This window comes from Bradyrhizobium sp. U87765 SZCCT0048 (assembly GCF_018131225.1).
Lineage (GTDB): Bacteria > Pseudomonadota > Alphaproteobacteria > Rhizobiales > Xanthobacteraceae > Bradyrhizobium_A.
In genome coordinates this window covers 342353-356775 of sequence record NZ_JAFCMM010000002.1, presented here as the reverse complement: position 1 = coordinate 356775, position 14423 = coordinate 342353, and the positions used below count along the sequence as shown (strand labels likewise).

Here is a 14423-nt window from a genome sequence, read left to right as displayed (position 1 = left end):
GACCCGGGCCCGGCGGCCCGGGTCTTTGTTTGTTGGGGGCGAATCGGCCGCTGCGGGGCGGATCGGCCGGCAAGGCTGGCCACGGCCGAGGCAAGATGTGATACCAACGTCATTGTCTCGCCCCCCGGTTGCGGCGGGCGGGCGGGCCTGCGGGCGCCTGTGCAGGAAGGATCAGGGGATCGATACCGTGGAGTTCCAGGGGCTGGGGACGATTACATGCTGACGCCGGCCGAACTGGTCTGGCTGCTCGCGGCCGTCGCCAAGGGCGACGAGGCGGCGTTCGAGCGGCTGTATGAGGCGACCCGTGCGAAACTCTACGGCGTCGTGCTGCGTATCTTGCGTCGACAGGATCTCGCCGAGGAGGTTGTCCAGGAAGCGTACGTCAAGATCTGGAACGGTGCCGGGCAATTCAATCCCGGCCTCGCGTCTCCGATCACCTGGATGGTCTCGATCGCGCGCAACCGTGCGATCGACATCGTGCGCAAGCGCGGCGAGGTCTCGATCGAAGAGGAGCCTGCTGCGATGGAAGTGGCATCGGACACCCCGGATCCGCTCGAGCGGCGCGAGATGAACGATGAATTGCGCCGGCTGCTGGCCTGCGTCGGCCGGCTGGAGCCGGACCGGCAGAAGCTGGTGCTGCTCGCCTACTACAACGGCTGGAGCCGCGAACAACTGGCGACCAAGTTCAGCGCGCCGGTGAACACGATCAAGACCTGGCTGCGACGCAGCATGCTCGAGATCAGGGACTGTCTCGGATTGACGTGACGATGGGTGCATGAGCTACAGCGAAGACCATATCGTTCTGGCCGCCGAGTACGTTCTCGGCACGCTCGACATCGACGAACGCGCGCAGGTCGAGACCATGATGACCGTCGACGGCGAGTACCGGCGCGTTGTCGAGAGCTGGCAGAACCGGCTCGGCGAACTCAACGCCATGGTCGGCGCGGTCGAGCCGTCGCCGGAATTGTGGGGCCGCATCCGCGCCGCCATCGGCCTGACGTCGCAGCAACTGCCAATGGCGTTGCCGGAGCTGCCGCCGCCACCGGCGCCGGAGCCGGTGGCTCCCGCGGTCGATGTCACGGTGGAGCGCGCCCAGGTGATTGCGTTCGAGAGCCGCGTCAGGCGCTGGCGCAATGTCACGGCGGTCGCGACGGCGCTTGCCGCATCGCTCGCCGCGGTGGTGGTGACGCAGGTGGTGCGGCCGGATCTGCTGCCGGCGGCGCTGCGCGGCAAGCCGCGGATCGAGACCGTCCAGGTTCAGGTGCCGGTCCAGGTCGCTGCGCCCGTGCCGGCGCAGTTCGTCGCGGTGCTGCAGAAGGGCACGGATGCGCCCGCTTTCATCCTGACCGTCGATCTCGCCGGCAAGACATTCACGGTGCGGCGCGTCGGCGCCGAGGCCGAGCAGGGCAAGAGCTACGAGCTGTGGCTGGTGTCCGACAAGTTTCCGCGGCCGCGCTCGCTGGGTGTGATCGGCGACAGTGATTTCACCGCGCGGCCGGCGCTCGCGGCCTATGACGCCGCCACCATCAACGACGCGACCTATGCCGTCACCGTCGAGCCGGAAGGCGGCTCGCCGACCGGCGTTGCCACCGGCCCCATCGTCTTCACCGGAAAGCTGGTCGAGACCGTGCCGGCGGCATCGCCCGCGCCGTCGACGCCTCCGCGCTGATCTCGGCAGCAAGCCTCGCTGCCGTGTGCCGCGGGGAGGTCAGCGGAAAACGCCGTCAAAGCCAAGACCCGAACAAGACCCGAACAAGAACAAGCCCCAGACAAGAAGAAAGCGCCTGTGGGGAGCAGGCGCTTTCTCACTTGTGTCACTTGGGGAAGTGACGGGGTCGTCATGGGGTAGTCACTTGGGGTAGTGGGTAGTCTACGTATCCACGGGGCGACTTTGGGGGGCTGGTAAAGAGCCTCGTGAATTCCTGAAATTCCTCTTTGTCTGCGGTCCGCATCAGCGAACCACGGATGCTCCGCTGCTGGTCAGCACCACCGGTTTACCGGCCTTGATGACCCGTGCCGTCTGAACTCCGTCATCCGCGCCGAGCCGGGCGGTGATGCCGACACCGGCGACGACGATGGCGGCGACAAGCGCAACGACCACAACTTTCAGGTGGGTCGAACGATCCGCACTGTAAATCGAGTGGTTCACCGAAGCCTCCTGCCGTCACGCTGTCCTGCTTCAGGACGTTGGTCGCGTCGTTTCTCGTCAGGTTCAACGTCACGTGCCAAGAGAACGTAGGGATCGGCCTTCTGGTTCCAAATAGGCGATCACAAGGCGGTGATAATGCTTGAACGGCCGCGATTGGGAAATCGCGGCCGCAAATTAAGACTAATAGTTTCAGATAATTAGATGGAGCCGACGGTTTTCAGCCGGGCGCGGGGGTGGATCTCGGCCTGTGACAAAACAGTTGTCTGTGACCGAAAACGCTCAACCAGAGAGCGGACGAACGGCCGGATCGCCGCCGAGGTCACCAGCACCGGCGACTCGCCTTCCCGGGCCGCCTGCTCGAAGCGGTCGCGGACCACGGTCATGAACTCCGACAGCTTGGACGGCTGCATGGCGAGGCTGCGGTCGTCGCCGGTGCCGATCAGCGATTCGGCGAACGCCTGCTCCCACCGCGCCGACATGGCGATCAGCGGCATGTAGCCGTTGATCGAGGTGTTCTGGGCGCAGATCTGGCGGGCGAGGCGGGCGCGGACATGCTCGACCACGGTGGCCGGGTTGCGGGAGAACGGCAACGCGTCGGCGATGCCCTCCAGGATGGTCGAGAGGTCGCGGATCGAGATGCGTTCGGCGAGCAGCAGCTGCAGCACGCGCTGGATGCCGGACACCGTGACCTGGCTGGGAACGATGTCCTTGAGCAACTCGCCCTGCTCCTTCGGCAGCTCCTTGAGCAGCTTCTGGACCTCGCCGTAGGACAGCAGGTCCGACATGTTGTTCTTGAGCAGCTCGGTGAGGTGGGTCGACAGCACCGTGGCGGCGTCGACCACGGTGTAGCCCTTGAGGGAGGCCTCTTCCTTGAGCGCGGCGTCCACCCAGGTCGCGGGCAGGCCGAACGTCGGTTCGGTGGTGTGTGACCCCGGCAGTTGCACCTGACCGCCGGCCGGATCCATGACCATGTAGTTGTTCGGCCAGATCCGTCCCGAGCCCGCGTCCACTTCCTTGATCTTGATGATGTAGGTGTTGGCTTCGAGCTGGACGTTGTCGAGGATGCGCACCGCCGGCATCACGAAGCCCATCTCCATGGCCAGCGACTTGCGCAGCGCCTTGATCTGCTCGGTGAGGCGATCGGTGCCGTCCGGGCCGTTGACCAGCGGCAGCAGGGCGTAGCCGAGCTCGATCTTGAGATCGTCGATCTTCAGCGCCGCCGAGATCGGCTCCTCCGCGGCGGCTGCCGCAGCGGCGGCCGCGGCTGGCGCGGCGGCTGCCGCAGCCTCGTCCGCGACGGTCTGGCGGCTGCGCTTGCGGGCGATGACGGCCAGCGCGCCGGCGCCGCCGCCCAGCAGCAGGAAGGGGATGGTCGGAATGCCGGGGACGATCGCCAGCAGGATCATGACCGCGGACGACATGCCGAGCGCTTGCGGATAGCCGGAGAACTGCTTCATCAGGGCCTTGTCGGCGGCGCCGCTGACGCCGGCCTTGGACACCAGAAGGCCGGCCGCGGTCGACACGATCAGCGCCGGCACCTGGGTGACGAGGCCGTCGCCGACGGTCAGCAGGGTGTAGCTGCGCGCGGCCTCGGCGAACGGCAGGCCTTGCTGGGCGATGCCGATGATCATGCCGCCGATGACGTTGATGAACACCACCAGCAGGCCGGCGACGGCGTCGCCGCGCACGAACTTGGAGGCACCATCCATGGCGCCGTAGAAGCCGCTTTCGTCCTCCAGCGCCTTGCGGCGCTCGCGCGCGGTCTTCTCGTCGATCAGGCCGGCGGAGAGGTCGGCGTCGATCGCCATCTGCTTGCCGGGCATCGAGTCGAGGTGGAAGCGCGCCGCGACTTCGGCGATGCGGCCCGAACCCTTGGTGATGACCACGAAGTTGACGATCACCAGGATGATGAAGACGATGATGCCGATGACGAAGTTGCCGCTCATCACGAAGCTGCCGAACGCTTCGATGACGTGGCCGGCCGCCGCCGTGCCCTCGTGGCCGTGGGCCAGGATCAGGCGGGTGGAGGCGAGGTTGAGCGACAGGCGCAGCATGGTCGAGATCAGCAGCACCGTCGGAAACGACGAGAACTCGATCGGCGACTGGATGAACAGCGCGGTCATCAGGATCAGCACCGACAGGGTGATCGAGACCGCCAGGAACAGGTCGAGCACGATCGCCGGCAGCGGCAGGATCAGCACCACCAGGATGGTGAGGATGCCGACGGCCAGTGCGATGTCGCCGCGGCGCAGGATGCGCCCGATTTCCGCCAGCGACGGGATGCCGGACCCGGTCACCGCCGCAACGCCCGCCGTCTCTGCCATTGCCGCCGCTTCCCCGCGCCCGTGACGATCGCGGCCGCCACGCGTCCGCGCGGCAGCCAGGGGGCCACCGACCGAGAAGTGATTCACCGCGCTGGCTTCCACGGGGCACCCCCGTTCTGCAGGCAGACGACACTCACTTTCACTGGGCAAAATTTGCCCGGTGTATGGTTAGCAAATGGTTAACGGCGCCCCGGTGATAAGGTCGCGGCCGTCGCCGCGTAGCATGTTTATGCTTGCATAGGGGCCATTCGGAGAATGACTTGACCGCGACGTGTCCGGCGGTGACAGTGCGGGCTGTCGCCGGGTTTCATTCACTCCATGTCTCAACCGTCCGTCTTCGTCCCCGACTCGCGCCAGGCGTGGGTCCGGCTCGGGCTTGCCCTGATCATCGGCTCGCTCGGCAGCGTCGGCATGTGGTCCGTCGTGGTCGCCCTGCCGGTGGTGCAGGCCGATTTCAGCGCCACGCGCGGCGCGGCCTCGTTCGCCTTCACCTGTGTCATGCTCGGCTTCGGGGTCGGCGGCGTGGTGATGGGCCGCGTCACCGATCGGCTCGGCATTGTCCCGGCCATCGCCATCGGTCTGGTGTCGCTGGCGCTCGGCTTCCTCGGCGTCGGCTTCGCCGCGGCGCTGTGGCAGTTCAACGCCATGCATGTGCTGATCGGCCTCGGCGGCGCCGCGACCTTCGGGCCGCTGATGGCGGAAGCGTCGCACTGGTTCGAGCGCCACCGCGGCTTTGCGGTGACCATCGCCGCCAGCGGCAACTATGTCGCCGGCACCATCTGGCCGCCGCTCGTCGAGCACGGCATTGCGACCGTCGGCTGGCGCACCACCCACATCGCCATCGCCATCGGCTGCACCACCCTGATGGCGCTGACGCTGCTGGTGCTGCGGGCGCAGATCGGCGGGCAGCAGCGGCGCAGCCATGCCAATGCGGCGCCGCCGCGCATCGATTTCCGGCTCGGCACCAACGCGCTGACTGCGCTGCTCAGCCTCGCCTCGATCGCCTGCTGTGTCGCCATGGCGATGCCCCAGGTGCACATCGTCGCCTACTGTGGCGACCTCGGCTATGGCGTGGCGCGCGGTGCCGAGATGCTGTCGCTGATGCTGGCGTTCGGCATCATCAGCCGCGTCGGATCGGGATACCTGGCGGACCGGATCGGTGGCCTGCGCACCCTGCTGCTGGGCTCGGTCGCCCAGGGCATGGCGCTGCTGTTCTATGTGTTCTTCGACGGCCTGACATCGCTCTACATCATCTCGGCGATGTTCGGCCTGTTCCAGGGCGGCATCGTGCCGAGCTACGCCATCATCGTGCGCGAGTCGATGCCGGCGAGCGAGGCCGGCACCCGTGTCGGCATCGTCATCTTCGCCTCGGTGTTCGGCATGTCGCTCGGCGGCTGGATCTCCGGCGTCATCTTCGACGCCACCGGCTCCTATGCCGCCGCCTTCCTCAATGGTCTCGCCTGGAACGCGGTCAACATGGTGATCGCCGTCAGCCTCCTCCTGCGCGCCCGCCGCCGCGAACTGGCGGTGGCCTGAGGCCGGCAGACTTTTGGAGGGCGAGGCAGGGAGGTGGCTCTGTCCTCGTTTTCGGTCAGGCGCTCATGCCTTGCGATGCCGCGGGGCGGAGAGGGCGCCGCGCCGGCCAGACGGCTGTGGGGCCCGGGGACGCCCCGATTGCGGACAGGGCGGCCTCCATTGTATGGGATGAACCGCTGCCGCGGCGCCCTGCGCCCCGGCGGGCCTGTAGCTCAATGGTTAGAGCCGGCCGCTCATAACGGTCTGGTTGCAGGTTCGAGTCCTGCCGGGCCCACCAACGATATCAATGGTTTGTGGTGTGGTCGGCTGACGAGACCGATCAACGACCAACGATTCAACCAATCTTTCGTTCTGGCGCCGAAAGCCAATCGATTTGGCGGCCTGCTGCAGGTGGTTCGGGTGATGATGGCCGTAGACGCGATCCAGCATTTCGACCGTCATGCCTAGAAAGCCAGCGGCTTCCCACTTGTCGACGCCGGCCTGCATCAGCCACGTCGCGGCCGTGTGTCGAAGTGTGTGCGGTGTGACCTGGCCGTCTAGGCCAGCTAGCGTCACGGCGCTTTTGAAGGCCGTCTTGACCGACTTGAGGGGGGCGCCATTCCATTCGACCACGAACTGACGGACGATACCCTTGGCGCGCCAGCGCCTGAGATGAGGCAGCAGGCGTGGAGGGATCGGGACAGGCGGCTGTCGATTCTTGGTCTCGCGTCGGCCTTCGGCCAACCAGTAGAAGATGCCGTGGTTGAGATCCATGAAGGACCGACTTTCACCGCGCTCAAGCGATGCGCTGGCGATGGCAGCGGCTCGTGTGCCGGTGTAGAGGCCGACGAGGGTGAACCTTGCGAGATGACGCAGAGGGCGCTTGTCTATCTCAATGACTTCACTGTTGCGGAGGTCTCGATGGATTGTCTGGGTTTCCTTCGCGCCAACATGCCCACAGCAACGCTGCCACCTCGGAGCGGGTCAACCAGCGATCGCGCGCTTTCCCTTTCGGTGGCAGGACGACACGCACGATACCGCGATGGTCCCTTCCTTCGGGTGGTGGTTGACAGCGGCGAGCGCTGAAGCGACGTCGCGGGGCCGTGCCATGCTTGATGAGCTTTCTGGTCAAATGGAGGCAGCCCGAGGACTGATCAGGAAATTGGCGAAATCGAGTCAGTTTGGCGACTGATAGGCTATCAATATTTGCTTGCCGGAAGAGGCCGTCGGCACTGAAATCGCTGCTCTGGAATCGATGTTTTGAAGCAGTCGTCGATATGCGCGCGCCGATACCGACGAAGTCAGTCCGAAAACGCTAGCGATGATCGTGCCGATCATTGCCCTCGTTCAGCGGGGCGATGGTCGGGGCTGGTCGCATAAGGTTATAGGAACGTTCGGAAGTAGCCGGCGATAAGATAGACGCGGTTCGGCGGCAAATTTATCAGGTGGCTCCGTATACGGATGACAACTAGGATGTACCCTCCGGACGTTTGTAGAAAGTATAGCGGACTGCACGGTCGTTGCGGACGCGATATGGCAGGGGGCGGTGAATGTTGCCGGACACTGAACTGATCGCCACGCGGTTGCGATCGTTCCTATTGCGTAACTATCACGCGGACGTCGCTCGATTGAATGAGACAATCTCAAGGTCGAGCAATGGTGCGGGGTTGGAGCCTTCCATGCCGCCTCTCGCGTACTCGGGAAACCCATTCGCACTACGTAAGAATCGCTGCATCGCCCTATTGGGGCTGAACCCGCGTTGGCGAGGTCCGAATGACGCTTATGCGGAAAAGGAGTATAACCCCGTTAGGATAGCTATCGATCAATTTCGTTCGGGGAGAGAAGCCGGCTTTGACGAATATCGGCGTATCAGGGCTGGCTATTTTGACGACGATAGCCGTATCTATTACTGGCGGTATTTCTCGCGGCTGGGAAATTTCCTTCGCAAGGATCTATGTAGATTTGGCGATGATCCGCCGAACTCTCCTCGATCGATCTTTCGAACGATGGTGTTCAAGGCCGACTTCCTGCCGTGGTTTTCAAACGATACGAGCGAAATTGATTGGTCAAAGGTGGCTGCAGCGCATGATGATGCCCTTCAGTCCTATTACGGCTTGATCAATGCGTTCTTGACCGCTCTTCAACCGCGCTGGATTCAATGCAATGGCAAGCAATCGAGCGAAGTTGCCGAGACGTTGTTTGGATGCCGGCTTTCGGAAAAAATTGCATATAGTGCGGAGGGCAAGAAGTTCTCGTTCTTCGTCGGAGTGACGTCAACGCCTATAAGCGTGCCGATTATCGTGCATAGCTTTGGCCGCTACAACGGTGCCGACAGTTTCTCTGCGATTGCGAAGCAATGCCACACCTTGCTTGGAGAGAGTATGTTCAGGTTCGAATAGCCGTCGGATCAGCGCGTGGTGGATTGTTGCAGTTCTCGGTCTTTCCTTATCAGTGTTTTCGCGAGCGACAGTGCGGCTGATACCGTGACACCGGTCGAGTAGGCTGTCGTGTGCAGTCGTCGGTCCGCGATAGCCATCTACGCGGCCACCACTAACTCTTTCATCAATGTCGGTGCGGCCATGGCAGGAGCAGATCGTCACTTTCATGGCAGGGATGGGGCTGGCTCCATCCCTGCCACAACGATCGCCTTCGCGCCTGTTCAGCGTTGAGATGCCCAATGCCTACTTCAAGATCTCGTGGCGCTGGGCTCCAAGATTGGCGATACCGCACTCCAGCACGTCGCCCGGAGCGAGAAATCGGTTCTTGCCGAATCCAACTCCCGGAGGTGTTCCGGTCGCCAGAAGATCACCGGGAAGCAGCTTCATGTGTCTGGAGAAGTAGGCCAGCATCTCGGTAATCGAGAACAGCATGTCGTTGGTATTGCCTTGCTGTTCGTACCGACCGTTCACCTTGGTCCAGAGGTTGAGATTCATGCCGTCGACGCCCGTGGTCAGGAAAGGTCCGACCGGCGTATAGCCAGGCCGGGATTTCGCGCGAACGAGATGCTGACCGCCCTCGCTGTCGACCTGGGTTGTGCGGTCGGAAACATCGTTCAAGCAGACATAGCCGAAGATGTAGTTGGCTGCTTCGGCCGCTGTGATGTCTTGGGCCTCGCGTCCGACGACGATCGTCAACTCCACTTCCCAGTCGAGTTTTGTTCCTGGATTCAAGCCGCGGGAGATGGGATCATCGGGGCCGGTCAGCGATGTGATCGCCTTCAGGAACACTTCGGGCTCGGTCGGCGGCTGCATCTTGAATTCCTCGATGTGCTTTTTGTAATTGAAACCAGTTGCCGCGATTTGGCGCACACCGTTGATCGGCGTGAGGTAGGTGAACGGACCGCTGACGGGCGACAAGCCGCCGGTATCAACGGCCGTCAGGGCGCCGCTCGCGATGGCGTCCGGGGTGATGTCGGCGACGATCGGACGAAGATCCAGATGGACGTCGCGCCGGAGGATCACCGGGACGACGCCATTTTTCGTTAGCACGCGTGCAAACTGCTGCATTGTCGAACTCTCCTCTTTGAACGTGGCTGCGATCGGACGCGCCGGAGGTTTGCGGCGACCGGTCAAGGCCTTTTGATTGCATTCAGAAATGACGCCCCGCCTCGGTGCGTCTGGAGAAAAGGTAGAATCTCGAGATATAATCGTCCAAGACCAATTTATTAGCGTGGCTATAAGCCAGGATTATAAACATGCTCCTCCGTCATATTCGCTATTTGAAGGCCGTCGCCGACCTCGGCAGCTTCACCCGAGCGGCGCAGACGCTTCACGTTTCGCAGCCCGCTCTGTCGCAACAGATCAAGGAACTGGAATTGCGCCTTGGCGCGCAACTGCTTGATCGTAGCGGCCGCCGCGTGCGTCCGACCGACCTGGGTCGGGCCTATCTGGAACGCGTGGGGCGAGCGTTGCGCGAATTGGATGAAGGCGCACGCGCGCTTCGCGACGTCGAGGATCTATCCGCCGGTACGGTTCGCCTCGGGATAACCCCGACTGTCGGCACATATTTGATCGGGCCCGTATCGCGGCGTTTCCGGGCAAGCTACCCCAACATCATGCTCTCGATCACCGTCTCATCTCACGAGGAGTTCGAGCCGGCATTGATGGATGACAAGATCGATCTCGGGATCGGGTTCGCCGATCTTCCTTCCGACGATATCGAAGTTATTGCGCTGCATGAGGAACGTTTTGTGTTGATCGTCAGCGCCAAACGAGGGGGCGCGCGCAGGTCGGTCGTATCTGCGGCCAATGTCGCGAATATGCCAATGGCGCTGCTCACCCCGACGTTTTCAATCCGCCGGATGGTCGATCGCTATTTCCGGGAGCAGGGCTTCCAGGCCAACGTCGTCGTGGAGGCGAATTCAGTATCGACTTTGATCGATCTTGTTCGTTCGACAGATCTTGCGACAATTCTGCCGGAGAACGTGGCTGGCCCAGGACTTTCCACAGTGAAGATAAAGCCCGGGTTCGAACCACGGCGAGCGGCGTTGCTCCGCCGCCGCAACGCTTATTGCTCGGCGGCCGCCAGGGCCTTCATCGCAACGGTACAAGGTGTATCAGGCGAATACGCCGAGGCGTAACTTTGCTGAAACGCTGGCCACCCGATCGATGCCAGGTCCGCGGCGGAGTTTCGATGCGAATTGAGGGGCGTGCTGACGATGGCACTTCACCGTCATTAGGTTTGGCGTCTGGTCAGCCATCATTCAGCTGAGCGGTTGGCGTGGACGGCGTAGTGCCGTATGGCGACTGGATCCCCGTTGGGGCATGAGTGAACAGACGCAACCTGGCGAAATCTCCGGGTGGCCCGCAACTCAGATCTTCGAGCCGCCATCGACATGAATGGTTCACCAAGCACCGCAGCAATGCTTTTGACCGAGCCGTAACGGGCGTCGCCAATGGCAAGCTGCGATCATGGCGGGAACGCCTGGCCATGCCGGCCAAGCGACGTATGAAGAGTACAAGCCACGATTCACGAATATCTCTAGCGTGGCTGCATTTCGACCAGCGCTTTGCGGCCGCTCCGATCTGTTCCAGGCCGGCACTTGTGTCCGGCACCCCAGCGGGCCGGCCTACATCACCGGCGCGCTGGCCTATGGCTGGCAGGAGATCACCACCAATCGCACCGTGAGCCTTGCCGGCATCGATCAATTGCGCGCCGAGTTCAACGCGAATGCCTATTCGGGTCGCATCGAAGGCGTCTATCGCTTCGTCGCGCAGGTGATGGCTGGTGTCGGCATAACGCCCTATGCCGCGGGGCAGTTCACGACCTTCGATCTTCCGGCCTATTGCGAGCGCGCCATTGCCGGTACGCCGAACTTCGCGCTGGCTTATGGCGCACGCAGCGTCACCGAGCCGCGCAGCGAAATCGGCATCCGCACCGACAAGTTCTTCGTCATGTCCAACGGCGTGCTGACGCTGCGCGGCCGCCTCGCCTGGGCGCACGACTTCGATCCGGACCGCACCATCGCCGCGACCTTCCAGTTGCTGCCCGGAGCGAGCTTCCTCGTAAACGGCGCAGCGCAGGCTGCCGACTCCGTGCTCACCACCGCATCCGCCGAATGGCGGTAGGTCAACGGCTGGTCGGCGGCCGCGACGTTCGAGGGCGAGTTCTCGAACATGACGCGAAGCTACGCGGGCAAGGGGAGGGTGCGCCATGCGTGGTGACAGAAGCACCGGCAGCGCGCGATCACGGCGAAGCAAGGCATCAGGCCCGTAGCGCGAACTGAGCTACTCCGCCTCGGCGCGAGTGCGTATCACCGGCAGACGGGCGATGGTCGCAAAGGCGTCAAAAAGGTCCGCTGAGATCGCTCAATCCAAGGAACTTCTTGTAGTTCACCGAATCCTCATTGGAGAACATCCAGAGACCGTCGATGGGTGCGGTGCCGCGTGGAAAGGATCCAACCCGAAGGATGGTTGTTCGCATCGATAGAGCATACGGCCGGTCTGCCGGCAGCTTCACGCAGGCGCGACACTGCCAACGCTCAACAAGCCACCAGTCCATATTCCGCGGTTGGTGTTTTCTGCTCCGCGCTAGGCGTTTTCCGCACCCGCGTGTTGAGCATCGCCGCCAGTCGAGCGCCTGCGCGTGGGGCTAAGCCATTCTCCAATGTCAGGATCTAGCGCTCCAAGGGAGTCGGTAGCCACTGTGCGGCCATACTGATCGCGGTTGCCCGGAGAACAACGAACCGCGCGCTTGATTGCCAAGGTCTCTCCGGCCAATGCCGAAGCAACTGAGCGGCAAGGGACGAGGCGACTCCGAAATCGGGCTTTATGATAGGGTTTGGTCGCAGTCAGAGTCAGTCTGTCGACCGATAGGAAAATCGAAGAAATGGAGTCAGTCTGCGCGCTGATAAGCAAATTCGTTTTTTCTTATCAGTTGGCGTGCGCTGAAGACTCATTCGCCTTCCTATCGTGTTTCTATAGAACGATCAGGCGGTTGAGAGTGACGCTGGACGTTGTCATACCTGCAGCAGCTGGCTCGCTTAAAAGGACTGCTGCAAGGATTTGCTTCACTTCAACGCGCTGACGTCGCAGAACCGGCCTCGCAGTCATTCGAGTTGCGTCCGCATTTGGTGCAGGGCTCGATTCCGATGGTTGCTATCGGATCCTCTTATCAGACGTTTTGGGATGAAGATTGGCGCGCTTGCCTTGATAGAAGAGTGCGGCAGTTGCGCAGGATAGGCGCGCAGCATGTTCTATTTAATTTGAACGGCACTGGGCGACCGGTGCCGGAGATCCTTTCGGAACTCTCCGAGGACGTACTTCCGTATGTCGATGGTTGAGGGGGCTCGTCGAGGGACCGCATTCTCAGATCGCTGCCGCGGTTGAAGCAATTGTATCGCGCAGCCATCGATGCGCGGGCTGGTCGTCGAAGCGACGATGCCACATCATGTTGCTCCGCAACCGAGGCGCATCAAACGGCAGGTCGCGCATTTCGATCGGATAGGCGCGACGAAACTCCTCGGCGATCTGTCGGCCGAGCACCGCCACCAGGTTCGATTGCACCAGCGCGGCGCCGGCGGACAGATATGGCACGTCCAGTGCCACGATGCGTGAGCGTGCATGCGCCGCGAGTATTGTATCAACGAAGCTGATGTCCTCTCCGCTCGATGAGATGGCCAGGTGCGGCAGCTCGGCGAAGACGGAGAGCGTCAGTTTTCGGCGCAGGGCCGGATGTCCGCGCCGCAGCACAGCAACATAGTGATCCGTGATCAACGGCTGGGCGGCGAAGCGTTCGAACGGCGCGTCACGGGCTGAGACGACGAGATCGAGCTCGCCGCGCTCCAGCAGGTCGGCAAGGTCCAGCGTGCCGCTCGGTCGCAGCGACAGGCGGATGCGTGGTGCGAGCGCCCGGCATGCGGCGATGATCGGGGCGGCGAGGACCACGGCCGCATAATTGTTGACCGCGATTCTGAAGTGTCGCTCGGCGGTTGCCGGTGAGAAGATCTCTGCCTCGAGCGCCAGCTGCAGGTCGTTCAGTGCCTTGCGTACCGGCAGCGCCAGCTGTTCGGCGCGCGGCGTCGGAGTCATCCCCGCCGGGGTGCGGACAAAGAGTTGATCCTTGAGGAGATGACGCAGTCGGTTGAGGGCGTGGCTCAACGCCGGCTGGCTCAGCCCGAGCGCCTTCGCGGCCCGCAGCACGCTGCGCTCGCGCAACACGGCATCAAATGCCAGCAGCAGGTTGAGGTCGAACGTTCGCAGGTTCATCGATGCTCTCCGCAATATTCATTTCATGAATTGGAGTGTGAAATCAATGCATTTGATTGATTAAAGGTGCCGAGCGAAAGTGCTGCCGGGAGACAGAGCGCATGACCAAGCCTTTTGCCCGTCCACCTGCCGGGGCATTCCCCGCCACCTTCCACGGTGCGCCTCGCCGGAGCCGCAAGGTGGTGGTCGCGGTCGTGACTGCAGGCGCCGCTGCCGAGCTCACCCTGTGGAGGCAGATCAGTCCGGCGGTGGGATGGGTGAGGATCGATGTGCGGGAGGCGCCGCAGCCGGACGGTCGGGCGTGGCTCGCGCGCCGGCTGACCGATCTGCTCGGTCTTCGCCAGTTGCACGCCAGCCGGCTTGTGCTGCTGGGACAGGGCGAGGCCGGTCGGCTCGCGCTCGATCTCGTACTCTCGGGCGCTCTGTCCTGTGTCGGCGTGATGGGAGTGGATGTCTCCTGCGCCTCACCGCCAGGTTTGCTCCAACCAACAATGGCGCGCATCCGCCTGATTTCGCACGCGGATGACGCAGAAGCCGCCGGCAGTCTCCGTCTCGTTGATGCGCTTCGCCGCGCCGATATCGACATCAGGGTCATGAGGCTACCGTCGCGCGCGGGCGATGCGGTGGAAACCATGGTGCGCGCAGCCAGCAGCTTCCTGTTCGAACTCATCGCCATCGCCAGTGCGCAGGTCACGGAACAGGGATCCAACCATCATGTTTAATGTCGTC

The 14423-nt window shown here is 62.9% G+C and carries 10 protein-coding genes, 1 tRNA gene and 2 pseudogenes; 8 read left to right on the top strand and 5 right to left on the bottom strand.

The window, feature by feature from the left end:
- The first annotated feature begins 216 nt into the window (after positions 1–216).
- Positions 217–765 carry a sigma-70 family RNA polymerase sigma factor gene (locus tag JQ639_RS14875; protein ID WP_211966980.1) on the top strand — a complete coding sequence of 183 codons (549 nt, stop codon included), beginning with the start codon at positions 217–219 and terminating at the stop codon, positions 763–765.
- Between the two features lie 10 nt (positions 766–775).
- The gene (locus tag JQ639_RS14870; protein ID WP_211966981.1) at positions 776–1669 is read left to right on the top strand and encodes an anti-sigma factor; all 894 of its coding nucleotides are present in this window, start codon (positions 776–778) and stop codon (positions 1667–1669) included.
- Between the two features lie 282 nt (positions 1670–1951).
- Here the strand turns inward: JQ639_RS14870 and JQ639_RS14865 are convergent, their stop codons facing one another.
- Both JQ639_RS14865 and flhA read right to left on the bottom strand, forming a co-directional pair.
- Complete coding sequence (locus JQ639_RS14865) at positions 1952–2149, bottom strand: hypothetical protein (protein WP_211966982.1); 198 nt, start codon at positions 2147–2149, stop codon at positions 1952–1954.
- A 197-nt stretch (positions 2150–2346) separates the two neighbouring features.
- Complete coding sequence (flhA, locus tag JQ639_RS14860; protein WP_211966983.1) at positions 2347–4575, bottom strand: flagellar biosynthesis protein FlhA; 2229 nt, start codon at positions 4573–4575, stop codon at positions 2347–2349.
- A 216-nt stretch (positions 4576–4791) separates the two neighbouring features.
- On the opposite strand from flhA, the gene JQ639_RS14855 reads away from it, so the two are divergent.
- Together JQ639_RS14855 and JQ639_RS14850 are read left to right on the top strand one after the other, a co-directional pair.
- On the top strand, positions 4792–6009 hold the full coding sequence (locus JQ639_RS14855; RefSeq protein WP_211966984.1) for an MFS transporter: 1218 nt from the start codon (positions 4792–4794) through the stop codon (positions 6007–6009).
- Positions 6010–6210: 201 nt separating this feature from the next.
- Positions 6211–6286 (top strand) — tRNA-Ile (locus JQ639_RS14850).
- Positions 6287–6417: 131 nt separating this feature from the next.
- On the opposite strand, the pseudogene JQ639_RS35290 reads toward JQ639_RS14850, so the two are convergent.
- Positions 6418–6864: pseudogene (locus JQ639_RS35290) on the bottom strand (site-specific integrase); the annotation flags it as partial.
- Positions 6865–7538: 674 nt separating this feature from the next.
- Here JQ639_RS35290 and JQ639_RS14840 point away from each other — a divergent pair.
- Positions 7539–8387, top strand: coding sequence for a hypothetical protein (locus JQ639_RS14840; RefSeq protein WP_211966985.1), 849 nt, complete (start codon positions 7539–7541; stop codon positions 8385–8387).
- 282 nt (positions 8388–8669) lie between these two features.
- Here the strand turns inward: JQ639_RS14840 and JQ639_RS14835 are convergent, their stop codons facing one another.
- Complete coding sequence (locus tag JQ639_RS14835; protein WP_211966986.1) at positions 8670–9494, bottom strand: fumarylacetoacetate hydrolase family protein; 825 nt, start codon at positions 9492–9494, stop codon at positions 8670–8672.
- A gap of 188 nt (positions 9495–9682) precedes the next feature.
- Here JQ639_RS14835 and cynR point away from each other — a divergent pair, with 188 nt between their 5' ends.
- On the top strand, positions 9683–10567 hold the full coding sequence (gene cynR, locus JQ639_RS14830) for a transcriptional regulator CynR (RefSeq protein WP_211966987.1): 885 nt from the start codon (positions 9683–9685) through the stop codon (positions 10565–10567).
- Positions 10568–11000: 433 nt separating this feature from the next.
- Positions 11001–11651 (top strand): annotated as a pseudogene (locus JQ639_RS14825) (autotransporter outer membrane beta-barrel domain-containing protein); the annotation flags it as partial.
- A 1143-nt stretch (positions 11652–12794) separates the two neighbouring features.
- On the opposite strand, the gene JQ639_RS14820 reads toward JQ639_RS14825, so the two are convergent.
- The gene (locus JQ639_RS14820) at positions 12795–13694 is read right to left on the bottom strand and encodes a LysR family transcriptional regulator (RefSeq protein ID WP_211966988.1); all 900 of its coding nucleotides are present in this window, start codon (positions 13692–13694) and stop codon (positions 12795–12797) included.
- 101 nt (positions 13695–13795) lie between these two features.
- Here JQ639_RS14820 and JQ639_RS14815 point away from each other — a divergent pair, with 101 nt between their 5' ends.
- A complete protein-coding gene (locus JQ639_RS14815) occupies positions 13796–14416 on the top strand; it encodes a hypothetical protein (protein ID WP_211966989.1) in 621 nt (206 codons plus the stop codon).
- Positions 14417–14423 lie beyond the last annotated feature (7 nt).

Bases quoted from the DNA above. Each gene is read 5' to 3' on its own strand.
- JQ639_RS14875 (WP_211966980.1), top strand. From the start codon at position 217: ATGCTGACGCCGGCCGAACTGGTCTGGCTGCTCGCGGCCGTCGCCAAG.
- JQ639_RS14870 (WP_211966981.1), top strand. From the start codon at position 776: ATGAGCTACAGCGAAGACCATATCGTTCTGGCCGCCGAGTACGTTCTC.
- JQ639_RS14855 (WP_211966984.1), top strand. From the start codon at position 4,792: ATGTCTCAACCGTCCGTCTTCGTCCCCGACTCGCGCCAGGCGTGGGTC.
- JQ639_RS14840 (WP_211966985.1), top strand. From the start codon at position 7,539: ATGTTGCCGGACACTGAACTGATCGCCACGCGGTTGCGATCGTTCCTA.
- JQ639_RS14835 (WP_211966986.1), bottom strand. From the start codon at position 9,494: ATGCAGCAGTTTGCACGCGTGCTAACGAAAAATGGCGTCGTCCCGGTG.
- cynR (WP_211966987.1), top strand. From the start codon at position 9,683: ATGCTCCTCCGTCATATTCGCTATTTGAAGGCCGTCGCCGACCTCGGC.
- JQ639_RS14820 (WP_211966988.1), bottom strand. From the start codon at position 13,694: ATGAACCTGCGAACGTTCGACCTCAACCTGCTGCTGGCATTTGATGCC.
- JQ639_RS14815 (WP_211966989.1), top strand. From the start codon at position 13,796: ATGACCAAGCCTTTTGCCCGTCCACCTGCCGGGGCATTCCCCGCCACC.